Genomic DNA, 24,178 nt, shown 5'->3' with positions numbered 1-24,178 from the left:
TGCCCAGCGCCGCCGCGATCTCGTCCAGCCCCACTACGACACCAGGGTGAGATGAGAAGTGAGTCACTGCACTGTTGCGGTGCCGCACCGCCTGGTGGCTTGACTCGACGGCCCTGGCACGCCACCCTGAATCGCGAAGCCATGAGGCAACCGCCGATGCGAAGCGGAACGAAGGTGCGGCGAGGCTGGGCCCCGATGCGCGTGCCCCCTCGACAGCGGCGATTTTCGTCGCTAGACTGCTCTGTTGCGCTGCCCGCTTTCATGCTGCCCTGAGCCAGGCGCTACGATAGCGGACACCACCGCACCCTTATAGACAGTCGGCGTCTCGTGTTGCCATGTGCCGTGTCAACGTGGCGTTGCTGTCCAACCGCTTATCTGTCCCCGGAAGGACGCATCTTGGCAGTCTCTCCCGCGAACCAAGCCAACATTGCGAACCCATCGGAGATTCCTGGAGCACCCAAACGGGTCTCTTTCGCGAAGATTCGCGAACCGCTCGCCACGCCTGACCTGCTCGACGTGCAGATCAAGTCGTTCGAGTGGTTCACCGGCGACGACGCATGGTTCGAGCGCCGGGTGAACGAGGGCGAAGAGAACCCCGTCGGGGGGCTCGCGGAAGTTCTCGGCGAGATCTCGCCGATCGAAGACTTCTCCGGTTCGATGTCGCTCTCCTTCGCCGACCCGCGCTTCGACGAGGTTAAAGCCTCGGTCGAAGAGTGCAAAGACAAAGACATGACCTACTCGGCTCCGCTGTTCGTCACCGCCGAGTTCGTCAACAACAACACTGGTGAGATCAAGAGCCAGACGGTTTTCATGGGCGATTTTCCCGTGATGACCGATAAGGGCACTTTTATCATCAACGGCACCGAGCGTGTCGTCGTCTCCCAGCTTGTGCGCTCGCCTGGTGTGTACTTCGACCAGGCCATCGAGAAGACGACCGACAAGGACGTCTTCAGCGTGAAGATCATCCCGAGCAGGGGTGCCTGGCTGGAGTTCGACGTCGACAAGCGCGACACCGTCGGTGTGCGTATTGATCGCAAGCGCCGTCAGCCGGTGACCGTGCTGCTGAAGGCCCTCGGCTGGTCCACGGAGGCCATCAGGGAGCGGTTCGGCTTCTCCGAGACGTTGATGGCGACGCTGGAGAAGGACCACACCGCCGGCACGGACGAGGCGCTGCTCGACATCTACCGGAAGCTGCGCCCCGGCGAGCCGCCGACGAAGGAAAGCGCGCAGACGCTGCTGGAGAACTTGTTCTTCAAGAACAAGCGTTATGACCTCGCCAAGGTCGGCCGGTACAAGATCAACAAAAAGCTCGGCCTCGATCTGTCGTACGACACCGGGACGCTCACCGAAGAGGACATCGTCTCCACGATCGAGTACCTCGTCCGCCTGCACGCTGGCGAGCACACGATGACCAGCGTCACCGGTACCGAGGTTCCGGTCGAGACCGATGACATCGACCACTTCGGTAACCGCAGGCTGCGCACCGTGGGTGAGTTGATCCAGAACCAGATCCGGGTCGGCCTCTCCCGTATGGAGCGAGTGGTCCGGGAGCGGATGACCACTCAGGACGTCGAGGCGATCACGCCGCAGACCCTGATCAACATCCGCCCGGTCGTGGCCGCCATTCGTGAGTTCTTCGGGACGTCGCAGCTTTCGCAGTTCATGGACCAGAACAACCCGATCGCGGGCCTGACGCACAAGCGTCGTCTCTCGGCCCTCGGTCCTGGTGGTCTGTCCCGTGAGCGCGCTGGCATGGAGGTCCGCGACGTCCACCCGTCGCACTACGGCCGCATGTGCCCGATCGAGACGCCGGAAGGCCCGAACATCGGCCTGATCGGGTCGCTGTGCTCCTACGCGCGGGTGAACCCGTTCGGCTTCATCGAGACGCCGTACCGGAAGGTCGTCGAGGGCCGGGTCACCGACGAGGTGCACTACCTGACCGCCGACGAAGAGGACCGCCACGTCAAGGCGCAGGCGAACGCGCCGATCGACCCCGATGGTCACTTCACCGAGGAGAAGGTCCTCGGCCGCAGGAAGGGCGGCGAGGTCGAGCTCATCGACCCGATGGAGATCGACTACATGGATGTCTCGCCGAGGCAGATGGTCTCGGTCGCGACAGCCATGATCCCGTTCCTCGAGCACGACGACGCCAACCGCGCGCTGATGGGTGCGAACATGCAGCGCCAGGCGGTGCCGCTGCTGCGCAACGAGTCGCCGCTTGTCGGTACCGGTGTGGAACTACGCGCCGCCGTCGACGCCGGTGACGTGCTGCTCGCCGAGGAGGCGGGCGTCGTCGAGGAGGTCTCGGCGGACATCATCACCGTCATGCACGACGACGGCAGCCGCCGGAGCTACGGGCTGTACAAGTACCGCCGCTCTAACCAGGGCACCTGCATGACCCACAAGCCGATCGTCAACGAGGGCGACCGGGTCGAGGTCGGGCAGGTCATCGCCGACGGTCCGTCGACGGAGAACGGCGAGATGGCGCTCGGTAAGAACCTGCTCGTCGCGGTCATGCCGTGGGAAGGCCACAACTACGAGGACGCCATCGTCATCTCCGAGCGCCTCGTGCAGGACGACGTCATGACGTCGATCCACATCGAGGAGCACGAGGTCGACGCCCGTGACACGAAGCTGGGCGCCGAGGAGATCACGCGGGACATCCCGAACGTCTCTGAGGACGTCCTCGCCGACCTCGATGACCGTGGCATCGTCCGCATCGGCGCTGAGGTGCAGCCGGGTGACATCCTGGTCGGCAAGGTCACACCGAAGGGTGAGACCGAGCTGACCCCGGAGGAGCGTCTGCTGCGGGCCATCTTCGGTGAGAAGGCCCGTGAGGTGCGCGACACCTCGTTGAAGGTGCCGCACGGTGAGTCCGGCAAGGTCATCGGTATCCGGATGTTCTCCCGTGATGAGGACGACGAGCTGCCTCCCGGCGTCAACGAGCTGGTCCGGGTCTACGTCGCTAAGAAATCGAAGATCCAGCCGGGTGACAAGCTCGCTGGTCGGCACGGCAACAAGGGCGTCATCGGCAAGATCCTGCCGGTCGAGGACATGCCGTTCATGGAGGACGGCACCCCGATCGACGTCGTGCTGAACACTCACGGTGTGCCGCGTCGTATGAACATCGGGCAGATCCTCGAACTGCACCTCGGCTGGCTCGCGTCGCAGGGCTGGAAGGTCGAGGGCTCACCGGACTGGGCGAAGAACCTGCCGGAGGAGCTCCTCGACGTCGAGCCGGGTACGAATACCTCGACGCCGGTGTTCGACGGTGCTCGCGAAGAGGAGCTGACCGGTCTGCTCAGTGCGACCAAGCCGAATCGGGACGGGGAGCGCCTCGTTCACACCGACGGCAAGGCGCAGCTGCTGGATGGCCGCTCGGGTGAGCCGTTCCCGTACCCGGTCGCGGTGGGCTACATGTACATCTTGAAGCTCCACCACATGATCGACGACAAGATCCACGCCCGGTCCACCGGTCCGTACTCGATGATCACCCAGCAGCCGCTGGGTGGTAAGGCGCAGTTCGGTGGTCAGCGCTTCGGTGAGATGGAGTGCTGGGCGATGCAGGCCTACGGTGCGGCGTACTCGCTGCAGGAACTGCTCACGATCAAGTCGGACGACGTCGTCGGCCGCGTCAAGGTGTACGAGGCCATCGTCAAGGGGGAGAACATCCCGGAACCGGGTATCCCTGAGTCGTTCAAGGTGCTGCTCAAGGAGCTGCAGTCGCTGTGCCTGAACGTTGAGGTGCTTTCCAGCGACGGGGCCGCGATCGAGATGCGTGACTCCGACGACGAAGACCTGGAGCGCGCCGCCGCGAACCTGGGCATCAACCTGTCCCGCAACGAGTCGCCCTCGGTGGACGACGTCATGCACTGACCTCGCCGCCCGGGTGGTTCCTCGTGGCCCACCCGGGCGAGACGACCACTTAGCCAGCCTGCGGGGCCGCAACGCTCCGCAAACCCCCAAAGGAGAAGGAAGAACAGACGTGTTGGACGTCAATTTCTTCGACGAGCTCCGCATCGGCCTCGCCACGGCCGATCAGATTCGCCAGTGGTCCTACGGCGAGGTGAAGAAGCCGGAGACCATCAACTACCGCACCCTCAAGCCGGAGAAGGACGGGCTCTTCTGTGAGAAGATCTTCGGTCCCACCCGCGACTGGGAGTGCTACTGCGGCAAGTACAAGCGGGTCCGCTTCAAGGGCATCATCTGTGAGCGCTGCGGCGTTGAGGTGACCCGTGCCAAGGTGCGTCGTGAGCGGATGGGCCACATCGAGCTCGCCGCTCCTGTCACGCACATCTGGTACTTCAAGGGCGTGCCGAGCCGCCTCGGCTACCTGCTCGACCTCGCCCCGAAGGACCTCGAGAAGATCATCTACTTCGCGGCCTACGTCATCACGAGCGTGAACGACGAGCTGCGGCACAACGATCTGCCCACGCTGGAGAACGAGATCAACGCCGAGCGCAAGACCATCGAGTCGAAGCGTGACGCCGAGGTCGAGGAACGGGCGCAGAAGCTGGAGGCCGACCTCAAGCAGGCCGAAGACGAGGGTATGAAGGCGGACCAGCGCCGCAAGGTCAAGGAAAGCGGCGAGCGCGAGATGCGGCAGATCCGCGACCGTGCCAACCGCGAGCTGGACCGGCTGGAAGAGGTGTGGAACACCTTCACCAAGCTGGAGCCAAGGCAGCTCATCGTTGACGAGGTGCTCTACCGCGAGCTGTACGACCGCTATGGCGAGTACTTCACCGGCGGTATGGGCGCGCAGGCCATCCAGAAGCTGTGCTCCGAGTTCGACGTCGATGCCGAGGCCGAGGGCCTGCGGGATGTCATCCGTAACGGCAAGGGCCAGAAGAAGCTGCGCGCGCTGAAGCGGCTCAAGGTCGTCTCCGCGTTCCAGTCGACCGGCAACGATCCGCGGGGCATGGTGCTCGACGCGGTGCCGGTGATCCCGCCGGACCTGCGCCCGATGGTGCAGCTCGACGGTGGCCGGTTCGCCACGTCGGACCTCAACGACCTGTACCGCCGCGTCATCAACCGCAACAACCGGTTGAAGCGGCTGATCGACCTCGGCGCGCCCGAGATCATCGTCAACAACGAGAAGCGGATGCTGCAGGAGGCCGTCGACGCGCTGTTCGACAACGGCCGCCGCGGTCGTCCGGTGACCGGGCCGGGCAACCGGCCGCTGAAGTCGTTGTCCGACCTGCTCAAGGGCAAGCAGGGCCGGTTCCGCCAGAACCTGCTCGGTAAGCGTGTCGACTACTCTGGCCGTTCGGTCATCATCGTCGGTCCGCAGCTGAAGCTGCACCAGTGCGGTCTGCCGAAGCAGATGGCGCTTGAGCTGTTCAAGCCGTTCGTGATGAAGCGGCTGGTGGACCTCAACCACGCGCAGAACATCAAATCCGCGAAGCGGATGGTGGAGCGTTCGCGCTCCGCTGTCTGGGACGTGCTGGAAGAGGTCATCACCGAGCACCCGGTGCTGCTGAACCGTGCGCCGACCCTGCACCGCCTCGGTATTCAGGCGTTCGAGCCGCAGCTGGTGGAAGGTAAGGCCATTCAGCTGCACCCGCTGGTGTGTGAGGCGTTCAACGCCGACTTCGACGGTGACCAGATGGCGGTGCACCTGCCGCTGTCCGCGGAGGCGCAGGCCGAGGCGCGCATCCTGATGCTGTCGGCGAACAACATCCTCTCGCCCGCGTCGGGTCGTCCGCTGGCCATGCCGCGACTGGACATGGTGACCGGCCTGTTCCACCTGACCAGGCTGGACGAGAACGCACCTGGCGCGGGCCAGTCGTTCTCCTCAGAGGCCGAGGCGATCATGGCCTACGACCGGCATTTGCTCGGGTTGCACGCCCCGATCAAGATCAGGGTCGTCGACCGGCAGCCGCCGAAGGAGCAGCAGGCCGAGCTGGCGGAGAACGGCTGGGAGCCGGGTAAGCCGTGGCTGGCCGAGACCACTCTCGGCCGGGTCATGTTCAACGACCTGCTGCCAGCCGACTACCCGTTCATCAACGAGGCGTTGCCGAAGAAGCGCCAGGCCGCGATCGTCAACGACCTCGCGGAGCGGTACTCCATGACCCAGGTCGCGCAGACGCTCGACAAGGTCAAGGACGCCGGCTTCTACTGGGCGACCCGCTCCGGTGTCACCGTGTCGATCTCGGATGTGCTCGTGCCCGCGGAGAAGCAGCAGATCCTCGAGGACTTCGAGGGTAAGGCCGCCCAGGTGGAGAAGCGTTACCAGCGCGGTCAGCTGTCGCACGCCGAGCGCAACAACGAGCTCGTCAAGGTGTGGGCGCAGGCGACGGAAGACGTCGCCGACGCCATGGAGGAGCACTTCCCGGACGACAACTCGATCGCGATGATCGTGAAGTCGGGCGCGGCGGGCAACATGACCCAGGTCCGGTCGCTGGCCGGTATGCGTGGTCTGGTGTCCAACCCGAAGGGTGAGTACATCCCCCGGCCGATCAAGTCCAACTTCCGTGAGGGCCTTTCGGTGGCGGAGTACTTCATCGCCACCCACGGTGCTCGGAAGGGTCTTGCCGACACCGCGCTGCGTACCGCCGACTCGGGTTACCTGACCCGTCGACTTGTCGACGTCTCGCAGGACGTCATCGTGCGCGAAGTGGACTGCGGTACCAGCCGTGGCATCCAGATGACCATCGGTGAGAAGCAGCCAGACGGCACGATCATCCGTGCCGAGCACGTCGCGACCAGTGTGTATGCGCGCACCATCGCCGAGGACGCGGTCGACGCGGACGGCAACGTCGTCGTCAACCGTGGTGACGACCTTGGTGACCCGGCGATCGAGAAGCTCGCCTCAAGCGGAATCGACCGGGTGAAGGTTCGCAGCGTGCTGACCTGCGAGTCGGTCGTCGGTGTCTGCGCGTGCTGCTACGGCCGCTCGATGGCGACGGGTAAGCTCGTTGACGTCGGTGAGGCCGTGGGTATCGTCGCCGCGCAGTCGATTGGTGAGCCGGGTACGCAGCTGACGATGCGTACCTTCCACCAGGGTGGTGTCGCAGGTGACGACATCACCACGGGTCTGCCGCGTGTGCAGGAGCTGTTCGAGGCGCGTGTCCCGAAGGGCAAGGCGCCGATCGCGGAGGTCGCCGGCCGGGTGCGCATCGAGGAGAGCGAGCGCTTCTGGAAGATCACGCTGATCCCGGACGACGGCGCCGAGGAGATCGTGCTCGACAAGCTGTCCAAGCGGCAGCGGCTCGCGGTCGGTCCGAACGGCCCGCTGGCGGACGGCGACCACGTCGACGTCGGTCAGCAGCTGTTGGAAGGTACGCCCGACCCGCACGAGGTGCTGCGTGTCATGGGGCCGCGTCAGGCGCAGATCCACCTGGTGGACGAGGTCCAGAAGGTGTACCGCGCGCAGGGCGTGTCGATCCACGACAAGCACATCGAGGTCATCGTGCGGCAGATGCTGCGCCGCGTCACGATCATCGACTCCGGTGCCACGGACTTCCTGCCCGGTGAGCTGCCGGAGCGGGCGAGGTTCGAGGCGATCAACCGGAACACGGTGGCCGAGGGCGGCGACCCGGCGTCCGGTCGTCCGGTGCTGATGGGTATCACGAAGGCGTCGCTGACCACGGACTCGTGGCTGTCGGCGGCCTCGTTCCAGGAGACGACCCGCGTGCTGACCGACGCGGCCATCAACGGCCGCTCGGACAAGCTGGTCGGCCTGAAGGAGAACGTCATCATCGGTAAGTTGATTCCGGCTGGTACGGGCATCAACCGGTACCGCAACATCCAGGTGCAGCCGACCGAGGAGGCGCGGGTCGCGGCTTACGCGATCCCGTCCTACGACGACGGCTACTACACCCCGGATGTGTTCGGCTCCGGTACCGGCATGGCCGTTCCGCTGGACGACTACGACTTCGGCCGCGACTTCCGGTAGCCGCTGGAGGGCCGCGTGCGGCACCGGCCGGTAGGCCGGGCCGTGAGGCCGAGGGAGAAGATAAGCGGAGAGACGTAGGAGGGCCGGGCACCGACTAGGTGCCCGGCCCTCCTACGTTGTGTCATGCACTTCCGACGGCGAGTTCTGCTTTTCAGACGTCCGTGATGTCGGCGATCAGCATGTCGATGTCGAACTGGTCCTCTTCCTTTTCGACCGGAACGGCGTCGAGCGTCATGTTCGCGAAGGCTTCGGCATCCTCGCGGCTGAGGAACCAGGACGCGCGGCCCTCATCGGATTCGACCTGGAACAGCAGCAGGCGCTCGCCCTGATCCTCGAAGGGCACAAACCGGACGTCGCCGATGCCTGCCGGTGCCTTGAGTCCCGCGAGCAGCAAGTCGCGTGCGAACGTCCAGGTCACCCACGTCTCCGGGCTGGTCTGGAACTCGACGGTGATCGCGTACGGGTCGTCGGCGCGGTAGGACCAGCACGAGTACACCGGGGCGGCCTCGTTGGTCAGAGTGATGAACCGTTCCAGTCGCACGGTGTTGGCGGCCATGTCGCCTCCTCCTGGTCGTGTCCGCCGGTCGTGCCGACGTGTGGGAGCTTTCGCGAAGGAGAGGCTTGATCATGGCGGCGATGACGTGTCTTGACCAGATCTCAACCGATACGGTGTTCCCGCCATCACATCTGTAACGCCGCAGGTCAGCGAACCGATAGAAAGTCGTTCTCGCATCCGGCGGGTCCCCTGTATCGCGGTACCTGTCAACGTGCGGAACCGGTAGACAAAGTGGTCGCTGAGCAAACCTGGTGTGGACGCGACTGAGCCCCGGGATGGGGGAGGCCACCCGGGGCTCAGTCACCCGCGCCAACGGGCGCTGACCACGAAAGGTCAGACGTCAGGTTGTACGGGTCACACGTCCGTGATGCCCGCGATCAGTGCTTCCACGTCGAGATGCTCTGACTCCGCGCCGAGTGGGACGGCGTCGAGCGTCATGGTCGCGAACTCCTCAGCCTCGTCGCGGTTCAAGAACCACGACGCCCTGCCCTGGTCGGACTCCACCTGGAAAAGCAGGAGCCGGTCACCCTCGTCCTCGAAGGGCACGAACCGGACGTCGCCGATGCCCGCGGGCGCCTTGAGCCCCGCGAGCAGTAGGTCACGGGCGAATACCCAGGTGATCCAGCTGTCGTGGCTGGTTTGGAACTCGACGGTGATGGTGAACGGCTCGTCGGGAGTGTAGGACCAGCGAGACAGCACGGGGGCGCGCTCGCTGAGCAAGTCAATGAACCGTTCCTGGCGCACGGTGTTGGCGGCCATGTCGCCTCCTCGTGGTTGTCTCCGGCGGTGGGTGTTCGTGCCGGCGGGATCGGGATTTGTCGCGAGGGAGAGGCGCCAGCCCCGGCCTGATGACGGCAATGTGCGCGAAGTCAGCCGATCTGGTGTCCGCAGCGTCACACCTGTAACATCGCCGCGCGGAGTCCCGATGATGAGCCCCAAACTCGTGGCCACGCCATCTGGGTGACGGGGGTGCTGTCATTAACGGACCCCCGATTTGGACCCGCTGACCGGGGCGGGTATCTTTGACGTCTGTGCCCGGCCGATGTCGGGCCGCTCCGCGTGCCTGTTGACCGCTCAGACGCTCATTCGAGCGATCAAGCGTCGACTTAAGGCGGAGTTCCTCGGAAACCCGAAGGAAAGATACAAGGTCTTTTGCCTTGGCTAGGGTCGACACGCCCGACCTCGGGGACCGGGGAAGCAAGACCGACAAAGACGAAGCACGAACGCAAGAGAAGGCTGGTCCATTGCCCACGATCCAGCAGCTGGTCCGCAAGGGCCGCCAGGACAAAGCTGCCAAGCAGAAGACCGCGGCGCTCAAGGGAAGCCCCCAGCGTCGTGGCGTCTGCACGCGCGTGTACACCACAACTCCGAAGAAGCCGAACTCGGCGCTGCGCAAGGTCGCACGTGTGAAGCTGACCAGCGGCATCGAGATCACGGCTTACATCCCCGGTGAGGGTCACAACCTCCAGGAGCACTCGATGGTGCTCGTGCGTGGTGGTCGTGTGAAGGACCTCCCGGGCGTTCGCTACAAGATCATCCGCGGTTCGCTCGACACCCAGGGTGTGAAGAACCGCAAGCAGGCGCGCAGCCGGTATGGCGCGAAGAAGGAGAAGAGCTAATGCCCCGCAAGGGTCCGGCGCCGAAGCGGCCGCTGATCTCCGACCCCGTCTACACCTCCCCGCTGGTCACCCAGCTGGTCAACAAGGTCCTGACCGACGGGAAGCGCTCGCTCGCCGAGCGGATCGTCTACGGTGCTCTCGAGGGAGCGCGTGAGAAGACCGGTACCGACCCCGTCGTCACCCTCAAGCGCGCGCTGGACAACGTTCGGCCGCAGATCGAGGTGAAGAGCCGCCGCGTCGGTGGTGCCACCTATCAGGTGCCGATCGAGGTCAAGCCGGGTCGTTCCACCACGCTCGCGCTGCGGTGGCTGGTGACCTACTCCCGTCAGCGTCGGGAGAAGACCATGATCGAGCGGCTGCAGAATGAGCTGCTCGATGCGAGCAACGGCCTCGGGGCCAGCGTGAAGCGCCGCGAGGACACGCACAAGATGGCCGAATCGAACAAGGCGTTCGCGCACTACCGCTGGTGAGCGCGAGCCGCACCTGCTCGGCAGAAATTACCCAAGCTTAAGGACAGGGGAACACTCTCGTGGCACGCGATGTGCTGACCGACCTGAACAAGGTCCGCAACATCGGCATCATGGCTCACATCGATGCCGGTAAGACCACAACGACCGAGCGGATCCTGTTCTACACCGGGATCAACTACAAGATCGGCGAGGTGCACGACGGCGCCGCGACGATGGACTGGATGGAGGAGGAGCAGAAGCGGGGTATCACCATCACCTCGGCTGCTACCACCACCTTCTGGAACGACTACCAGATCAACATCATCGACACCCCTGGTCACGTCGACTTCACCGTCGAGGTGGAGCGTTCGCTACGGGTGCTCGACGGTGCGGTCGCGGTCTTCGACGGCAAGGAAGGTGTCGAGCCGCAGTCCGAGCAGGTCTGGCGCCAGGCGGACAAGTACGAGGTCCCGCGCATCTGCTTCATCAACAAGATGGACAAGCTCGGTGCGGACTTCTACTTCACCGTCAAGACCATCGAGGACCGCCTCGGTGCTCGTCCGCTCGTCATCCAGTTGCCCATTGGCGCGGAGAGTGACTTCCAAGGCGTTGTCGACCTCGTCGCGATGAAGGCCCTCACCTGGCGCGGTGACGTCAAGAAGGGCGAGCAGTACGAGATCGAGGACATCCCCGCCGAGCTCGCCGACAAGGCGGCCGAGTACAGGGAGAAGCTGCTTGAGGCCGTCGCCGAGAGCGACGAGGAGCTGCTCGAGAAGTACTTCGGCGGCGAGGAGCTGAGCACGGACGAGATCAAGCGCGGCATCCGCCAGCTGACCGTCAACCGCGAGGCCTACCCGGTGCTCGCTGGTTCGGCGTTCAAGAACAAGGGCGTGCAGCCGATGCTGGACGCGGTGATCGACTACCTGCCGTCGCCGCTCGACGTGCCCCCTGTCGAGGGCACGCTGACCGACGGCGAGACGTCGATCACGCGGGAAGCCTCAACGAAGGAGCCGTTCGCCGCGCTCGCGTTCAAGGTGGCCGCGCACCCGTTCTTCGGCAAGCTCACCTACATGCGGGTCTACTCCGGAAAGATCTCCTCCGGCTCGCAGGTCATCAACGCGACCAAGGAGCGCAAGGAGCGCATCGGCAAGCTGTTCCAGATGCACTCCAACAAGGAGAACCCCGTCGACGAGGCGCAGGCGGGTCACATCTACGCCGTGCAGGGCCTCAAGGACACCTCGACGGGTGACACGCTCGCTGACCCGGCCAACCCGGTCGTGCTCGAGTCGATGACTTTCCCCGAACCGGTGATCGAGGTCGCGATCGAGCCGAAGACCAAGGCCGACCAGGACAAGCTCGCCACCGCGATCCAGAAGCTGGCTGACGAGGACCCAACCTTCCAGGTCAAGCAGGATGAGGAGACCGGGCAGACGATCGTCTCCGGCATGGGCGAGCTCCACCTTGAGGTGCTTGTCAACCGGATGAAGACCGACTTCAAGGTCGAGGCGAACATCGGTAAGCCACAGGTCGCTTACCGCGAGACGATCCGCAAGGTCGTCGAGAAGCACGAATACACGCACAAGAAGCAGACGGGTGGTTCCGGCCAGTTCGCTCGAGTCATCATCAGCCTCGAGCCGCTGGACACCTCCGCTGACGGTGCGCTGTACGAGTTCGACAACAAGATCACGGGTGGCCGGGTGCCGAGGGAGTACATCCCGTCGGTCGACGCCGGTGCCCAGGACGCCATGCAGTACGGCGTCCTCGCCGGATACCCGCTCGTCGGGTTGAAGGTGACCTTGTTGGATGGTGCGTACCACGAGGTCGACTCTTCGGAGATGGCCTTCAAGGTCGCCGGCTCGCAGGCGCTCAAGGAGGCCGCGAGGCTGGCGAAGCCGGTACTGCTAGAGCCGATGATGGCGGTCGAGGTGACCACTCCCGAGGAGTACATGGGTGACGTCATCGGTGACCTGAACTCCCGCCGTGGCCACATCCAAGCCATGGAGGAGCGTTCGGGTACCCGTGTCGTGAAGGCACTGGTTCCGCTGTCGGAGATGTTCGGCTACGTCGGCGACCTACGGTCGAAGACCCAGGGCCGCGCGAACTACTCCATGCAGTTCGACTCCTACGCCGAGGTGCCAAGCAACGTGGCGAAGGAGATCATCGCGAAGGCGACGGGGGAGTAATCCCCCACAGCCCGCGGGCGTGAGGGGTCCTCCCTAAGGTCCGCACAACCGACCAGAGAGTGAATCGCCGACCGGCTGCCACGCCGGTGGCGGGAGAAATACTAAAGTCCAGGAGGACATTCCAGTGGCGAAGGCGAAGTTCGAGCGGAGCAAGCCGCACGTCAACATCGGCACCATCGGTCACGTCGACCACGGCAAGACTACGCTGACCGCGGCGATCACCAAGGTGCTGCACGACCGGTTTCCTGAGCTCAACCAGTCCCGCGCGTTCGACCAGATCGACAACGCGCCGGAAGAGAAGCAGCGCGGTATCACGATTAACATCGCGCACGTCGAGTACCAGACCGACAAGCGTCACTACGCGCACGTCGACGCCCCTGGTCACGCCGACTACGTGAAGAACATGATCACGGGTGCCGCCCAGATGGACGGTGCCATCCTCGTCGTGGCCGCTACCGACGGCCCGATGCCGCAGACGCGTGAGCACGTGCTGCTCGCCCGTCAGGTCGGCGTGCCCTACATCGTGGTCGCGCTGAACAAGGCCGACATGGTCGACGACGAAGAGATCATCGAGCTCGTCGAGATGGAGGTCCGTGAGCTGCTCAACGAGCAGGAGTTCCCCGGCGATGACGCTCCGGTGATCAAGGTCTCCGGCCTCAAGGCCCTCGAGGGCGACGAGCAGTGGGCTGACAAGGTCATGGACCTCATGAACGCCGTCGACGAGAGTGTTCCGGACCCGGTCCGCGAGACCGACAAGCCGTTCCTGATGCCGATCGAGGACGTCTTCACCATTACCGGTCGCGGTACGGTCGTCACCGGCCGTATCGAGCGTGGTGAGATCAAGCTCAACGAGGACGTCGAGATCGTTGGCATCAAGGACAAGGCCACCAAGACCACGGTGACCTCGATCGAGATGTTCAACAAGATGCTGGACTACGGCCAGGCCGGTGACAACGCCGCGCTGCTGCTCCGTGGTATCAAGCGTGAGGACGTCGAGCGTGGTCAGGTCGTCGTCAAGCCGGGCACGACCACCCCGCACACCGAATTCGAGGCGCAGGCCTACATCCTGTCCAAGGACGAGGGTGGTCGCCACACGCCGTTCTTCAACAACTACCGTCCGCAGTTCTACTTCCGGACCACGGACGTCACCGGTGTCGTGACCCTGCCCGAGGGCACCGAGATGGTCATGCCGGGTGACAACACCGAGATCAGCGTCCAGCTGATCCAGCCGATCGCCATGGACGAGGGTCTGCGGTTCGCCATCCGCGAGGGTGGCCGCACCGTGGGCGCCGGCCAGGTCACCAAGATCATCAAGTGATCCGCGGGAGTGCTGGTCGGGGCCTCCCGCGCTGATCAGCACTCCCGGCCACCCCGGCTTCGGCGACGATGTCGGGGTATGCCAAACTATGAGGGTTGCTTGACGCGGGGCGGCCGGTTTCGCATGAATCGGCCGCCCTGGCGTGAGCAGGACGAACGGGTTTGCTGGCTGTCGCTACATGCGAGCCCGCAAGCCAGGGGTGCCCTGCTGGGCCGCCCCGCCAGGAAACCACCCGCACAGACGTCAACAGTGACGGATCGGTCTGCGCGCAGCGCGCGACACGCCCGACCGCGTGGACCGGACACTGGAGCTGTGACGTGCGGGAACGGGCGCAGGCCCAGCGAGTAATCGCAGCACGAGACGACCGAGGGCCCGCTCGCGGGATCCAGCTGAAAAGCCGGGATCCGCGGGTGGTGTCCGACCAGTAGAGCAGAGGAACGAGCTGCCCCATGGCGGGACAAAAGATCCGCATCCGGCTCAAGGCCTACGACCACGAGGCCATCGACGCCAGCGCGCGCAAGATCGTCGAGACGGTTACGCGCACCGGCGCGAATGTGGTCGGGCCGGTGCCGCTGCCGACCGAGAAGAACGTCTACTGCGTCATCCGCTCGCCGCACAAGTACAAGGACTCGCGCGAGCACTTCGAGATGCGCACCCACAAGCGGTTGATCGACATCCTCGACCCGACGCCCAAGACGGTTGACGCGCTGATGCGCATCGACCTTCCCGCAAGCGTCGACGTCAACATTCAGTAAGCGTTACGAGAGCGCTGCGGCGGAGATTAGAGACTCATGTCTGACAGGGAAGTAAAGGGCATTCTGGGCACCAAGCTCGGCATGACCCAAGTCTTCGACGACGCGAACCGGGTCATCCCGGTGACGGTCGTCAAGGCTGGGCCGAACGTGGTGACCCAGGTGCGTAACAAGGACAACGACGGCTACGACGCGGTGCAGTTGGCCTTCGGCGCGATTGACCCTCGCAAGGTCAACAAGCCGAAGACCGGGCACTTCGACAAGGCCGGCGTGACCCCACGGCGCTACCTTGCCGAGCTGCGGACCACCGACGCCGGCAGCTACGAGGTCGGCCAGGAGATCACGGCGGGCGACGTGTTCGCCGCCGGTCAGGTCGTCGACGTCACGGGGACGAGCAAGGGCAAGGGCTACGCGGGCGTCATGAAGCGTCACGGCTTCGCTGGCCAGGGCGCGAGCCACGGTAACCAGGCGACGCACCGCAAGCCGGGCGCCATCGGTGGTTGCGCCACGCCGAGCCGGGTGTTCAAGGGCATGCGTATGGCTGGCCGCATGGGCAACGTGCGGGTCACCACGCAGGGCCTAACCCTGCATGACGTGCGCGCGGACGACGGCCTGCTGCTCATCAAGGGCGCCGTGCCCGGTCCGAAGGGTGGTCTTGTCTTCGTCAAGACCGCCGCGAAGGGTGGTGTGCCAGCATGACGACCATTGATGTGAAGACCCCAACCGGCAAGGCCGACGGCACGGTGGAGCTGCCTGCCGAGGTGTTCGACGTCCAGGCCAACATGCCGCTGATGCACCAGGTGGTCACCGCGCAGCTCGCCGCGGCCCGGCAGGGCACGCACGACACCAAGACCCGTGGTGAGGTCAGCGGTGGCGGCAGCAAGCCGTACCGGCAGAAAGGCACCGGCCGTGCGCGTCAGGGCTCGATCAGGGCGCCGCAGTTCGCGGGCGGTGGCACGGTCCACGGGCCAACGCCGCGCAAGTACGACCAGCGCACGCCGAAGAAGATGAAGGCGGCCGCGCTGCGGGGCGCGCTCTCCGACCGCGCCCGTTCCGGCCAGGTGCACGTGGTGACCGAGCTGGTCAGCGGCGAGAAGCCGTCGACCAAGTCGGCCAAGAACGCACTCGCGGCGATTACCACCGCGAAGCGCGTTCTCGTCGTGTTGCACCGCGAGGACGAGCTGACCTGGCGCTCGCTGCGCAACCTCAGCTACGTCCACCTGATCACACCTGACCAGCTCAACACCTATGACGTGCTGGTCAACGACGACGTGGTGTTCACGAAGGCCGCGCTGGACGTCTTCCTCGCGGGTGCGAGCAAGGGCAAGGCCGAGGGGAGTGACAAGCAGTGAGCGCGATCGGCATTCCTGACCACCGCGATGTCCTGATCCGGCCGGTGATCTCCGAGAAGTCCTACGGGCTGCTCGAGGAGAACAAGTACACGTTCGAGGTTCGCCCCGACGCGAACAAGACGCAGATCAAGATCGCCGTCGAGAAGATCTTCGACGTCAAGGTCGTCAGCGTCAACACGCTCAACCGGCAGGGCAAGCGCAAGCGCACCCGGTATGGCTACGGCAAGCGGAAGAACGTCAAGCGTGCGGTCGTCACGCTGTCCGAGGACAGCAAGGCGATCGAGATCTTCGGCGGCACCGCGTAAGGGACGGCGAGAGACATGGGTATTCGTAAGCACAAGCCAACGACGCCTGGTCGTCGCGGCTCAAGCGTGTCGGACTTCGCCGAGATCACGCGGTCGACACCGGAGAAGTCGCTGCTGCGGCCGGTACACAAGACGGGCGGACGCAACGCGTCCGGCAAGATCACCACCCGCCACAAGGGCGGCGGTCACAAGCGGGCCTACCGGGTGATCGACTTCCGTCGCAACGACAAGGACGGCGTGCCTGCCAAGGTCGCGCACATCGAGTACGACCCCAACCGGTCGGCTCGGATCGCGCTGCTGCACTACGCGGACGGCGAGAAGCGCTACATCATCGCGCCGGACAAGGTGAAGCAGGGTGACCGGATCGAGAGCGGACCCCGTGCCGACATCAAGCCGGGCAACAACCTGCCGCTGCGCAACATCCCGGTCGGCACCGTGGTGCACGCGATCGAGCTCCGCCCTGGTGGCGGCGCGAAGATCGCTCGCTCCGCGGGCTCAAGGGTTCAGCTGGTCGCCAAGGACGGCCCGAACGCGCAGCTGCGGATGCCGTCCGGTGAGATCCGCAACGTCGACGTGCGCAACCGCGCGACCGTCGGCGAGGTGGGCAACTCCGAGCACTCCAACATCAACTGGGGTAAGGCGGGCCGTAGTCGGTGGCGTGGCAAGCGCCCAACCGTTCGCGGTGTCGTCATGAACCCGGTGGACCACCCGCACGGTGGTGGTGAGGGTAGGACGTCCGGTGGCCGTCACCCGGTGAACCCGAACGGTAAGCCGGAGGGCCGCACCCGTCGGCGCAAGCCGAGCGACAGCCAGATCGTCCGTCGTCGCCGTACCGGCAAGAAGCGCTGAGCAGGGAGGTAAGACAACATGCCACGCAGCCTGAAGAAGGGCCCGTTCGTGGACGACCACCTGCTCAAGAAGGTGGACGCGCTCAACGAGTCGGGCAAGAAGACGGTCATCAAGACCTGGTCGCGTCGTTCCACGATCATCCCGGACATGCTGGGGCACACGATCGCGGTACACGACGGCCGCAAGCACGTCCCGGTGTTCGTCACCGAGGCGATGGTGGGTCACAAGCTGGGTGAGTTCGCCCCGACCCGCACCTTCAAGGGACATGTCAAGGATGACCGCAAGTCGCGCAGGCGCTGAAGCGGCAGAACCTAGCAAAGGGAAGCAACGATGAACGCCCAAACGAACGCAACGGCCCCGGCGGAGGAGCTGCCGCAGGCCGTCGCGCGGGCTCGCTTCGTCCGCGACTCGCCGATGAAGGTGCGCCGGGTGATCGAGCTCGTCAAGGGTCGCAGCGTCAGTGACGCGCTGGCCGTGCTCCGCTACGCGCCGCAGGCCGCGAGCACGCAGCTGGCCAAGGTGATCGAGAGCGCCGCGGCCAACGCGGAGAACAACCTGGACCTCGACCCCGACACGCTGTGGGTCGCCAACGCGACCGCGGACGAGGGGCCGACTCTCAAGCGCATTCGGCCGCGCGCGCAGGGTCGTGCGTACCGGATTCGCAAGCGCACCAGCCACATCACGGTGGTGCTCGAGTCCCGGGAAAAGACACAGCCGAAGGCTCCGAAGCGTAAGAAGGCAGGTGGCCGGTAGTGGGCCAGAAAATCAACCCGCACGGCTTCCGGCTGGGCATCACCACGGACTGGAAGTCTCGCTGGTACGCCGACAAGCAGTACTCCGAATACGTCGGCGAGGACGTCAAGATCCGCAAGCTGCTCTCGACGGGCATGGAGCGGGCAGGCATCTCCAAGGTGGAGATCGAGCGTACCCGTGACCGGGTCCGGGTCGACATCCACACCGCGCGGCCTGGCATCGTCATCGGCCGCAGGGGTGCCGAGGCGGACCGTATCCGTGGTTCGCTCGAGAAGCTCACCGGCAAGCAGGTGCAGCTGAACATCCTCGAGGTGAAGAACTCCGAGGCGGACGCGCAGCTCGTCGCGCAGGGCATCGCCGAGCAGCTGTCCAACCGTGTCGCCTTCCGGCGCGCGATGCGCAAGGCGATCCAGACCAGCATGCGCTCGCCGCAGGTCAAGGGCATCCGCGTGCAGTGCAGCGGCCGCCTCGGCGGTGCCGAGATGTCGCGGTCGGAGCACTACCGCGATGGCAGGGTGCCGCTGCACACGCTGCGTGCCGACATCGACTACGGCTTCTTCGAGGCTCGCACCACGTTCGGCCGGATCGGCGTCAAGGTGTGGATCTACAAGGGTGACCTCGTCGGCGGCCTGAAGGCCAAGGCGGAGCGTGACGCGGCGGCCGCCGCTGAGCGCGCGCCGCGCCGGGAGCGTCCGTCGCGTCCGCGCCGGGGAGGTGCTGGCGGTGCCCAGGCCGTGAGCGCCCAGGCGGCCAGCCAGTCCGGCGGCCAGGGTGGCGGAAAGCCAGCTGCCGAGGAGAAGCAGGCCGCGTCGAGCGTGACGCCCGAGGCGGCGGCGCCTGAGGCCGAACAGAAGACGGAGGGCTGAGAGATGCTCAACCCGCGCAAGGTCAAGCACCGCAAGCAGCACGCGCCGAAGCGTTCTGGCCGTGCCAAGGGCGGCACCAAGGTCACCTTCGGTGAGTACGGCATCCAGGCGCTTGAGCACAGCTACGTGACCAACCGGCAGATCGAGTCCGCTCGTATCGCCATGACAAGGCACATCAAGCGTGGCGGGAAGATTTGGATCAACATCTTCCCTGACCGTCCGCTGACCAAGAAGCCTGCCGAGACCCGCATGGGTTCCGGTAAGGGTTCGCCGGAGTGGTGGGTCGCCAACGTGAAGCCGGGCCGCGTCATGTTCGAGATGAGCTTCCCGAACGATGCGGTCGCCAAGGAGGCATTGCGGCGTGCGATTCACAAGCTGCCGATGAAGTGCCGCATCGTCACAAGGGAAGGGAGTGAGTTCTGATGGCAGTTGCCGCATCGGAGCTGCGTGAGCTCACCTCCGAGGAGCTCGTGCTGCGCCTGAAGGAGTCCAAGGAGGAGCTGTTCAACCTCCGGTTCCAGATGGCCACCGGGCAGCTGGACAACAACCGGAGGCTGCGGACGGTCCGGCAGGACATCGCGCGTATTTACACGGTTATGCGGGAGCGGGAGATCGGTCTTTCCGTTGCCCCTGAAGACGTTGAGACCGGAGAGGAAGCCACCGCATGAGCGAACAAACTGCGGAGACGACCGAGGAACTGCGTAAGCAGCCGGTACAGAAGGTGGATTCCGGTCGGAACTACCGGAAGGTACGCGAGGGCTACGTCGTCTCGGACAAGATGGACAAGACGATCACCGTCGCGCTTGAGGACCGGAAGAAGCACGCGCTGTACGGCAAGGTCATGCGCAGCACCAAGCGAGTGAAGGCGCACGACGAGGAGAACACCGCGGGCGTCGGTGACAGGGTGATCCTGATGGAGACCCGTCCGCTTTCGGCGACGAAGCGCTGGCGGCTCGTACGAATCGTGGAGAAGGCGAAATGATCCAGCAGGAGTCGCGGCTGCGCGTCGCCGACAACACGGGCGCGAAGGAGATCCTGACGATTCGCGTTCTGGGTGGCTCCGGCAGGCGTTACGCGGGCATCGGCGACGTCATCGTCGCTACCGTGAAAGACGCCATCCCTGGCGCCAACGTGAAGCGGGGCGATGTGGTCAAGGCCGTCATCGTCCGCACGTCCAAGCAGAAGCGGCGTAAGGACGGGTCTTACATCCGGTTCGACGAGAACGCCGCCGTGCTGATCAAGAACGACAACGAGCCGCGCGGGACCCGTATCTTCGGGCCCGTCGGGCGTGAGCTGCGTGACCGGAAGTTCATGAAGATCATCTCGCTCGCGCCGGAGGTGTTGTGAGCATGAAGGTGAAGAAGGGCGACACGGTCCTCGTGATCTCGGGCAAGGACAAGGGTGCGAAGGGCAAGGTCATCCAGGCCTACCCGAAGCGCGACCGCGTTCTGGTCGAGGGCGTGAACCGGATCAAGAAGCACACCCGGATCAGCCAGACACAGCGAGGCGCGCAGTCCGGCGGGATCGTCACGCAGGAGGCGTCGATTCACGTGTCCAACGTGATGGTCGTCGACTCTGACGGCAATCCCACCCGGATCGGCTACCGCTTCGACGAGGACGGCAAGAAGGTCCGCGTGGCGCGCAGCAACGGTAAGGACATCTGAGCATGACTACCGCAACCAGCACTGAGAAAGTGACGCCTCGGCTCAAGACGCGGTACCGGGAGCAGATCAAGGACGAGCTCCAGCAGGAGTTCACCTATGACAACGTGCATCAGATCCCCGGCGTGGTGAAGGTCGTCGTCAACATGGGTGTCGGCGACGCGGCTCGCGACAGCAAGCTGCTCCAGGGCGCGCTCAACGACCTCGCCACCATCACCGGCCAGAAGCCGGCGGTGCGCAAGGCGCGCAAGTCCATCGCGCAGTTCAAGTTGCGTGAGGGCATGCCGATCGGCGCGAAGTCGACACTACGCGGGGACCGGATGTGGGAGTTCCTCGACCGGTTGCTGACCATCGCGCTGCCGCGTATCCGCGACTTCCGCGGTCTCTCGCCCAAACAGTTCGATGGCAACGGTAACTACACGTTCGGGCTGAACGAGCAGTCGATGTTCCACGAGATCAACCCGGACCAGATCGACCGGCCTCGTGGCATGGACATCACTGTCGTCACCACAGCAACCACCGACGACGAGGGCCGTGCGCTGCTTCGCAAGCTCGGCTTCCCGTTCAAGGAGAACTGAGCCGATGGCCAAGAAAGCACTGATCGCCAAGGCGGCCCGCAAGCCCAAGTTCAAGGTGCGGGCCTACACCAGGTGCCAGAAGTGCGGTCGCCCGCATTCGGTGTACCGCAAGTTCGGGCTGTGCCGGGTGTGCCTGCGTGAGATGGCGCACGCGGGCGAGCTGCCCGGCGTGAACAAGTCCAGCTGGTAAATACTCCACTTCGCCACAGGCCCGGCACATCGCCGGGAACCAGGGCGAGAAAGGTTAACTGGTCACAACATGACGATGACCGACCCGATCGCAGACTTTCTGACACGTCTGCGTAACGCGAACTCGGCGTTCCACGACGAGGTCGTGCTGCCGCATTCCAAGCTCAAGGGCAATATCTGCGAGATCCTCAAGCGGGAGGGCTACATCGCCGACTACCGCGTCGAGGACGGCGAGAAGCACAAGAACCTCGTCGTGTCGCTGAAGTTCGGCCCGAACCGGGAGCGCAGCATCGCCGGTCTGCGCCGGGTGTCCAAGCCCGGCCTGCGGGTGTACGCGAAATCGACCGAGCTGCCGAACGTGCTCGGCGGTCTCGGTGTGGCGATCATTTCCACGTCTTCCGGTTTGCAGACCGACCGGCAGGCCAAGCGCAACGGCGTTGGCGGGGAAGTCCTCGCCTACGTGTGGTGAGAGGGGAGGAGAGGCATGTCCCGTATTGGTAAAGAGCCCATCACCATCCCCTCCGGTGTCGACGTGACCATCGACGGCCAGCACGTCACCGTGAAGGGGCCGAAGGGCACCCTGGAGCACACCGTCCCCGAGCCGATCACCGTCGAGCGTGACGAGGATGGCGCGCTGCTGGTCAAGCGGCCGGACGACGAGCGTGAGTCGCGTTCGTTGCACGGTCTGACCAGGACGCTCGTCAACAACCTCGTCGTCGGCGTGACTGACGGCTACACGAAGCGGCTGGAGATCTACGGCGTCGGCTACCGCGTGCAGGCCAAGGGGTCCGACCTCGAGTTCGCGCTCGGCTACAGCCACCCGATCAAGATCGAGGCGCCGGACGGCATCACGTTCGCGGTGGAGAGCCCGACGAAGTTTTCCGTGTCCGGCATTGACAAGCAGAAGGTCGGCCAGACCGCGGCGGTCATCCGCAAACTGCGCCGTCCTGACCCGTACAAGGGCAAGGGCGTGCGCTATGAGGGTGAGCGGATCCGTCGCAAGGTTGGAAAGACGGGTAAGTGATGAGCGAGACTGCTACTGCTAAGAGGAAGCCCGTCGGCAAGGACATCTCCACCCGGCGGCGTGTCGCGAAGTCGCGGCGGCACTTCCGGCTCCGCAAGAAGATCAGCGGTACGCCGGAGCGCCCCCGCCTCGTCGTGAACCGGTCGTCGCGCCACATTTCGGTGCAGCTCGTGGACGATCTCGCCGGCCACACGCTGGCGGCCGCGTCCAGCATCGAGGCTGACGTGCGGGCGCTCGACGGGGACAAGAAGGCCAAGGCGACGAAGGTCGGCGAGCTGGTCGCCGAGCGTGCCAAAGCCAAGGGCATTTCGGCGGCGGTGTTCGACCGTGGCGGTAACCGCTACCACGGTCGCATCGCGGCGCTCGCTGACGCCGCGCGTGAAGCGGGGTTGGAGCTGTAGATGATCAAGCACGAGAACGGAAGGGAAGCCTGATGCCGGGACGTACACGGCAAGGCGGCGGCCAGGGTGGCCCTGGCGGCGACCGCGAGCGCGGTGGCGGCCGGGACCGCAGGGACCGTCGTGATGGTGGCCGTGGCGGGGCGGCCCAGGACAAGAGCCCGCACCTTGAACGCGTCGTAGCGATCAACCGTGTCGCCAAGGTCGTCAAGGGTGGTCGGCGCTTCAGCTTCACCGCGCTTGTCGTCGTCGGTGACGGTGACGGTCAGGTCGGCGTCGGCTATGGCAAGGCCAAGGAAGTGCCCGCCGCGATCGCCAAGGGCGTCGAGGAAGCCAAGAAGAACTTCTTCAAGGTGCCCCGCATCGCGGGCAGCATCCCGCACCCGATCACGGGTGAGGCGGCTGCCGGTGTGGTGCTGCTTCGGCCCGCCAGCCCCGGTACCGGTGTCATCGCCGGTGGCCCGGTGCGTGCGGTGCTGGAGTGCGCCGGTGTTCACGATGTGCTCACCAAGTCGCTCGGCAGCGACAACGCGATCAACATCGTGCACGCGACCGTCGCGGCCCTCAAGGGGTTGCAGCGTCCCGAGGAGGTCGCGGCTCGCCGTGGTCTGCCGCTCGAGGACGTCGCCCCGCCTCGGATGCTGCGACAGCGTGCTGGGCAGGGGGTCTGACATGGCACAGTGGAAGATCACCCAGGTCAAGAGCAAGATCGGCGCCAAGCGGAACCACCGTGACTCGCTGCGCACCCTTGGGCTGCGCAAGATCAGGCAGTCGGTGGTGCGTGAGGACTCGCCGGAGGTTCGCGGCCTCGTCCACAGCGTGCGGCATCTCGTCGATGTCGAGGAGGTCAAGTAATGACCATCAAGATCCACCACCTGCGGCCTGCCCCCGGCGCCAAGAAGGACAAGATCCGCGTCGGTCGTGGTGAGGCCACCAAGGGCAAGACCGCTGGCCGCGGTACGAAGGGTACGAAGGCGCGCAAGCAGGTGCCAGCCGGTTTCGAGGGCGGGCAGATGCCCATCCAGATGCGGCTTCCGAAGCTGCGCGGCTTCAAGAACCGCTTCCGCGTGGAGTACCAGCCGGTCAACGTCGGTGACATCGCCCGTGTCTTCGCGGACGGTGGCGACGTCTCCGCCGATGCGCTGGCCGAGAAGGGCCTCGTCCGCAAGGGCAAGCTCGTCAAGGTGCTCGGCAACGGCGACGTCGGCGGCGTGAAGCTGAACGTCACCGCGGACGCGTTCTCGAAGAGCGCGAAGGAGAAGCTCGAAGCGGCTGGTGGCTCCGCTACCACCCGCTGAGCAGCTCGGACGATGAGCCCCTGGTTGTGACCTCCCGCCACAACCGGGGGCTTTCGTCGTCAGATCCGGCGCGTTGTCCCAGAAGTTCCGCCCTGGGCTGCTAGGCGGCGACGCCTTGCTGTTAGGCTCGC

Annotated in this window: 29 protein-coding genes; 27 read left to right on the top strand and 2 right to left on the bottom strand. The window is 65.2% G+C overall.

What is annotated here, in order from left to right; translation table 11 throughout:
* Positions 1 to 396: 396 nt before the first annotated feature.
* Both rpoB and ACFQGD_RS30035 read left to right on the top strand, forming a co-directional pair.
* Positions 397 to 3,876, top strand: coding sequence for a DNA-directed RNA polymerase subunit beta (rpoB, locus tag ACFQGD_RS30040; RefSeq protein WP_345402153.1), 3,480 nt, complete (start codon positions 397 to 399; stop codon positions 3,874 to 3,876).
* 109 nt (positions 3,877 to 3,985) lie between these two features.
* Positions 3,986 to 7,897 carry a DNA-directed RNA polymerase subunit beta' gene (locus ACFQGD_RS30035; protein WP_345402157.1) on the top strand — a complete coding sequence of 1,304 codons (3,912 nt, stop codon included), beginning with the start codon at positions 3,986 to 3,988 and terminating at the stop codon, positions 7,895 to 7,897.
* Positions 7,898 to 8,048: 151 nt separating this feature from the next.
* On the opposite strand, the gene ACFQGD_RS30030 is transcribed toward ACFQGD_RS30035, so the two are convergent.
* Both ACFQGD_RS30030 and ACFQGD_RS30025 read right to left on the bottom strand, forming a co-directional pair.
* Positions 8,049 to 8,453 carry an SsgA family sporulation/cell division regulator gene (locus tag ACFQGD_RS30030; protein ID WP_345402160.1) on the bottom strand — a complete coding sequence of 135 codons (405 nt, stop codon included), beginning with the start codon at positions 8,451 to 8,453 and terminating at the stop codon, positions 8,049 to 8,051.
* A 354-nt stretch (positions 8,454 to 8,807) separates the two neighbouring features.
* Positions 8,808 to 9,212 carry an SsgA family sporulation/cell division regulator gene (locus tag ACFQGD_RS30025; RefSeq protein ID WP_345402163.1) on the bottom strand — a complete coding sequence of 135 codons (405 nt, stop codon included), beginning with the start codon at positions 9,210 to 9,212 and terminating at the stop codon, positions 8,808 to 8,810.
* Between the two features lie 485 nt (positions 9,213 to 9,697).
* Here ACFQGD_RS30025 and rpsL point away from each other — a divergent pair, with 485 nt between their 5' ends.
* The 25 genes from rpsL (at position 9,698) to rplO (ending at position 24,047) form a co-directional block, all read left to right on the top strand.
* Complete coding sequence (gene rpsL / locus ACFQGD_RS30020) at positions 9,698 to 10,072, top strand: 30S ribosomal protein S12 (RefSeq protein WP_345402288.1); 375 nt, start codon at positions 9,698 to 9,700, stop codon at positions 10,070 to 10,072.
* Complete coding sequence (gene rpsG / locus ACFQGD_RS30015; RefSeq protein WP_345402165.1) at positions 10,072 to 10,542, top strand: 30S ribosomal protein S7; 471 nt, start codon at positions 10,072 to 10,074, stop codon at positions 10,540 to 10,542. The genes rpsL and rpsG overlap by 1 nt, the downstream gene beginning before the upstream one ends.
* Before the next feature lie 59 nt (positions 10,543 to 10,601).
* Positions 10,602 to 12,704 carry an elongation factor G gene (fusA, locus tag ACFQGD_RS30010; protein ID WP_345402168.1) on the top strand — a complete coding sequence of 701 codons (2,103 nt, stop codon included), beginning with the start codon at positions 10,602 to 10,604 and terminating at the stop codon, positions 12,702 to 12,704.
* A 124-nt stretch (positions 12,705 to 12,828) separates the two neighbouring features.
* Positions 12,829 to 14,022 (top strand): elongation factor Tu, encoded by a 1,194-nt coding sequence (tuf, locus tag ACFQGD_RS30005; protein ID WP_345402171.1) that lies wholly within the window; start codon positions 12,829 to 12,831, stop codon positions 14,020 to 14,022.
* Between the two features lie 449 nt (positions 14,023 to 14,471).
* The gene (gene rpsJ, locus ACFQGD_RS30000) at positions 14,472 to 14,777 is read left to right on the top strand and encodes a 30S ribosomal protein S10 (RefSeq protein WP_034266967.1); all 306 of its coding nucleotides are present in this window, start codon (positions 14,472 to 14,474) and stop codon (positions 14,775 to 14,777) included.
* 36 nt (positions 14,778 to 14,813) lie between these two features.
* Positions 14,814 to 15,473, top strand: a complete 660-nt coding sequence (gene rplC / locus ACFQGD_RS29995; RefSeq protein WP_345402177.1) for a 50S ribosomal protein L3 — start codon at positions 14,814 to 14,816, stop codon at positions 15,471 to 15,473.
* Positions 15,470 to 16,126 (top strand): 50S ribosomal protein L4, encoded by a 657-nt coding sequence (rplD, locus tag ACFQGD_RS29990; RefSeq protein ID WP_345402180.1) that lies wholly within the window; start codon positions 15,470 to 15,472, stop codon positions 16,124 to 16,126. The genes rplC and rplD overlap by 4 nt, the downstream gene beginning before the upstream one ends.
* Complete coding sequence (rplW, locus tag ACFQGD_RS29985) at positions 16,123 to 16,431, top strand: 50S ribosomal protein L23 (RefSeq protein WP_345402183.1); 309 nt, start codon at positions 16,123 to 16,125, stop codon at positions 16,429 to 16,431. The genes rplD and rplW overlap by 4 nt, the downstream gene beginning before the upstream one ends.
* 15 nt (positions 16,432 to 16,446) lie before the next feature.
* Positions 16,447 to 17,280: a 50S ribosomal protein L2 gene (gene rplB / locus ACFQGD_RS29980; RefSeq protein WP_345402186.1), complete on the top strand. Its 834-nt coding sequence runs from the start codon at positions 16,447 to 16,449 to the stop codon at positions 17,278 to 17,280.
* 18 nt (positions 17,281 to 17,298) lie between these two features.
* Complete coding sequence (rpsS, locus tag ACFQGD_RS29975; RefSeq protein WP_009152380.1) at positions 17,299 to 17,580, top strand: 30S ribosomal protein S19; 282 nt, start codon at positions 17,299 to 17,301, stop codon at positions 17,578 to 17,580.
* Between the two features lie 30 nt (positions 17,581 to 17,610).
* Positions 17,611 to 18,033 (top strand): 50S ribosomal protein L22, encoded by a 423-nt coding sequence (gene rplV / locus ACFQGD_RS29970; protein WP_345402193.1) that lies wholly within the window; start codon positions 17,611 to 17,613, stop codon positions 18,031 to 18,033.
* On the top strand, positions 18,033 to 18,899 hold the full coding sequence (rpsC, locus tag ACFQGD_RS29965; protein WP_345402196.1) for a 30S ribosomal protein S3: 867 nt from the start codon (positions 18,033 to 18,035) through the stop codon (positions 18,897 to 18,899). Before rplV ends, rpsC begins: the two co-directional genes overlap by 1 nt.
* A gap of 3 nt (positions 18,900 to 18,902) precedes the next feature.
* Complete coding sequence (rplP, locus tag ACFQGD_RS29960; RefSeq protein WP_034266947.1) at positions 18,903 to 19,322, top strand: 50S ribosomal protein L16; 420 nt, start codon at positions 18,903 to 18,905, stop codon at positions 19,320 to 19,322.
* Positions 19,322 to 19,567 (top strand): 50S ribosomal protein L29, encoded by a 246-nt coding sequence (gene rpmC, locus ACFQGD_RS29955; RefSeq protein ID WP_345402204.1) that lies wholly within the window; start codon positions 19,322 to 19,324, stop codon positions 19,565 to 19,567. Before rplP ends, rpmC begins: the two co-directional genes overlap by 1 nt.
* A complete protein-coding gene (rpsQ, locus tag ACFQGD_RS29950) occupies positions 19,564 to 19,881 on the top strand; it encodes a 30S ribosomal protein S17 (RefSeq protein WP_345402207.1) in 318 nt (105 codons plus the stop codon). The genes rpmC and rpsQ overlap by 4 nt, the downstream gene beginning before the upstream one ends.
* Entirely contained in the window at positions 19,878 to 20,246 is a 369-nt protein-coding gene (rplN, locus tag ACFQGD_RS29945) for a 50S ribosomal protein L14 (RefSeq protein ID WP_345402210.1), read from the top strand. The genes rpsQ and rplN overlap by 4 nt, the downstream gene beginning before the upstream one ends.
* A 2-nt stretch (positions 20,247 to 20,248) precedes the next feature.
* Complete coding sequence (rplX, locus tag ACFQGD_RS29940; protein WP_345402213.1) at positions 20,249 to 20,563, top strand: 50S ribosomal protein L24; 315 nt, start codon at positions 20,249 to 20,251, stop codon at positions 20,561 to 20,563.
* A 2-nt stretch (positions 20,564 to 20,565) separates the two neighbouring features.
* A complete protein-coding gene (gene rplE, locus ACFQGD_RS29935) occupies positions 20,566 to 21,138 on the top strand; it encodes a 50S ribosomal protein L5 (RefSeq protein WP_345402216.1) in 573 nt (190 codons plus the stop codon).
* 4 nt (positions 21,139 to 21,142) lie between these two features.
* Positions 21,143 to 21,328 (top strand): type Z 30S ribosomal protein S14, encoded by a 186-nt coding sequence (locus ACFQGD_RS29930; RefSeq protein WP_034266930.1) that lies wholly within the window; start codon positions 21,143 to 21,145, stop codon positions 21,326 to 21,328.
* Positions 21,329 to 21,397: 69 nt separating this feature from the next.
* On the top strand, positions 21,398 to 21,796 hold the full coding sequence (gene rpsH / locus ACFQGD_RS29925) for a 30S ribosomal protein S8 (RefSeq protein ID WP_345402221.1): 399 nt from the start codon (positions 21,398 to 21,400) through the stop codon (positions 21,794 to 21,796).
* Positions 21,797 to 21,811: 15 nt separating this feature from the next.
* The gene (gene rplF, locus ACFQGD_RS29920) at positions 21,812 to 22,351 is read left to right on the top strand and encodes a 50S ribosomal protein L6 (RefSeq protein ID WP_345402224.1); all 540 of its coding nucleotides are present in this window, start codon (positions 21,812 to 21,814) and stop codon (positions 22,349 to 22,351) included.
* Positions 22,351 to 22,752 (top strand): 50S ribosomal protein L18, encoded by a 402-nt coding sequence (rplR, locus tag ACFQGD_RS29915; protein ID WP_345402227.1) that lies wholly within the window; start codon positions 22,351 to 22,353, stop codon positions 22,750 to 22,752. Before rplF ends, rplR begins: the two co-directional genes overlap by 1 nt.
* A gap of 32 nt (positions 22,753 to 22,784) precedes the next feature.
* Positions 22,785 to 23,420 (top strand): 30S ribosomal protein S5, encoded by a 636-nt coding sequence (rpsE, locus tag ACFQGD_RS29910; protein WP_345402230.1) that lies wholly within the window; start codon positions 22,785 to 22,787, stop codon positions 23,418 to 23,420.
* Position 23,421: 1 nt separating this feature from the next.
* A complete protein-coding gene (gene rpmD, locus ACFQGD_RS29905; RefSeq protein ID WP_345402233.1) occupies positions 23,422 to 23,604 on the top strand; it encodes a 50S ribosomal protein L30 in 183 nt (60 codons plus the stop codon).
* Positions 23,604 to 24,047: a 50S ribosomal protein L15 gene (gene rplO, locus ACFQGD_RS29900; protein ID WP_345402236.1), complete on the top strand. Its 444-nt coding sequence runs from the start codon at positions 23,604 to 23,606 to the stop codon at positions 24,045 to 24,047. Before rpmD ends, rplO begins: the two co-directional genes overlap by 1 nt.
* Positions 24,048 to 24,178 lie beyond the last annotated feature (131 nt).

The organism is Haloechinothrix salitolerans (genome assembly GCF_042662605.1).
GTDB classification, from domain to species: Bacteria; Actinomycetota; Actinomycetes; order Mycobacteriales; family Pseudonocardiaceae; genus Haloechinothrix_A; species Haloechinothrix_A salitolerans.
The sequence above is the reverse complement of the archived record's forward strand: the minus strand, read 5'-3'. Positions and strand labels throughout refer to the sequence as shown.

Excerpts from the sequence above, each read along its gene's own strand:
- ACFQGD_RS30030 (WP_345402160.1), bottom strand. The coding sequence starts at position 8,453 with ATGGCCGCCAACACCGTGCGACTGGAACGGTTCATCACTCTGACCAAC.
- ACFQGD_RS30025 (WP_345402163.1), bottom strand. The coding sequence starts at position 9,212 with ATGGCCGCCAACACCGTGCGCCAGGAACGGTTCATTGACTTGCTCAGC.
- rpsG (WP_345402165.1), top strand. The coding sequence starts at position 10,072 with ATGCCCCGCAAGGGTCCGGCGCCGAAGCGGCCGCTGATCTCCGACCCC.
- rpsJ (WP_034266967.1), top strand. The coding sequence starts at position 14,472 with ATGGCGGGACAAAAGATCCGCATCCGGCTCAAGGCCTACGACCACGAG.
- rplC (WP_345402177.1), top strand. The coding sequence starts at position 14,814 with ATGTCTGACAGGGAAGTAAAGGGCATTCTGGGCACCAAGCTCGGCATG.
- rplD (WP_345402180.1), top strand. The coding sequence starts at position 15,470 with ATGACGACCATTGATGTGAAGACCCCAACCGGCAAGGCCGACGGCACG.
- rplB (WP_345402186.1), top strand. The coding sequence starts at position 16,447 with ATGGGTATTCGTAAGCACAAGCCAACGACGCCTGGTCGTCGCGGCTCA.
- rpsS (WP_009152380.1), top strand. The coding sequence starts at position 17,299 with ATGCCACGCAGCCTGAAGAAGGGCCCGTTCGTGGACGACCACCTGCTC.
- rplV (WP_345402193.1), top strand. The coding sequence starts at position 17,611 with ATGAACGCCCAAACGAACGCAACGGCCCCGGCGGAGGAGCTGCCGCAG.
- rplP (WP_034266947.1), top strand. The coding sequence starts at position 18,903 with ATGCTCAACCCGCGCAAGGTCAAGCACCGCAAGCAGCACGCGCCGAAG.
- rpmC (WP_345402204.1), top strand. The coding sequence starts at position 19,322 with ATGGCAGTTGCCGCATCGGAGCTGCGTGAGCTCACCTCCGAGGAGCTC.
- rpsQ (WP_345402207.1), top strand. The coding sequence starts at position 19,564 with ATGAGCGAACAAACTGCGGAGACGACCGAGGAACTGCGTAAGCAGCCG.
- rplN (WP_345402210.1), top strand. The coding sequence starts at position 19,878 with ATGATCCAGCAGGAGTCGCGGCTGCGCGTCGCCGACAACACGGGCGCG.
- rplX (WP_345402213.1), top strand. The coding sequence starts at position 20,249 with ATGAAGGTGAAGAAGGGCGACACGGTCCTCGTGATCTCGGGCAAGGAC.
- rplE (WP_345402216.1), top strand. The coding sequence starts at position 20,566 with ATGACTACCGCAACCAGCACTGAGAAAGTGACGCCTCGGCTCAAGACG.
- ACFQGD_RS29930 (WP_034266930.1), top strand. The coding sequence starts at position 21,143 with ATGGCCAAGAAAGCACTGATCGCCAAGGCGGCCCGCAAGCCCAAGTTC.
- rpsH (WP_345402221.1), top strand. The coding sequence starts at position 21,398 with ATGACGATGACCGACCCGATCGCAGACTTTCTGACACGTCTGCGTAAC.
- rplF (WP_345402224.1), top strand. The coding sequence starts at position 21,812 with ATGTCCCGTATTGGTAAAGAGCCCATCACCATCCCCTCCGGTGTCGAC.
- rplR (WP_345402227.1), top strand. The coding sequence starts at position 22,351 with ATGAGCGAGACTGCTACTGCTAAGAGGAAGCCCGTCGGCAAGGACATC.
- rpsE (WP_345402230.1), top strand. The coding sequence starts at position 22,785 with ATGCCGGGACGTACACGGCAAGGCGGCGGCCAGGGTGGCCCTGGCGGC.
- rpmD (WP_345402233.1), top strand. The coding sequence starts at position 23,422 with ATGGCACAGTGGAAGATCACCCAGGTCAAGAGCAAGATCGGCGCCAAG.
- rplO (WP_345402236.1), top strand. The coding sequence starts at position 23,604 with ATGACCATCAAGATCCACCACCTGCGGCCTGCCCCCGGCGCCAAGAAG.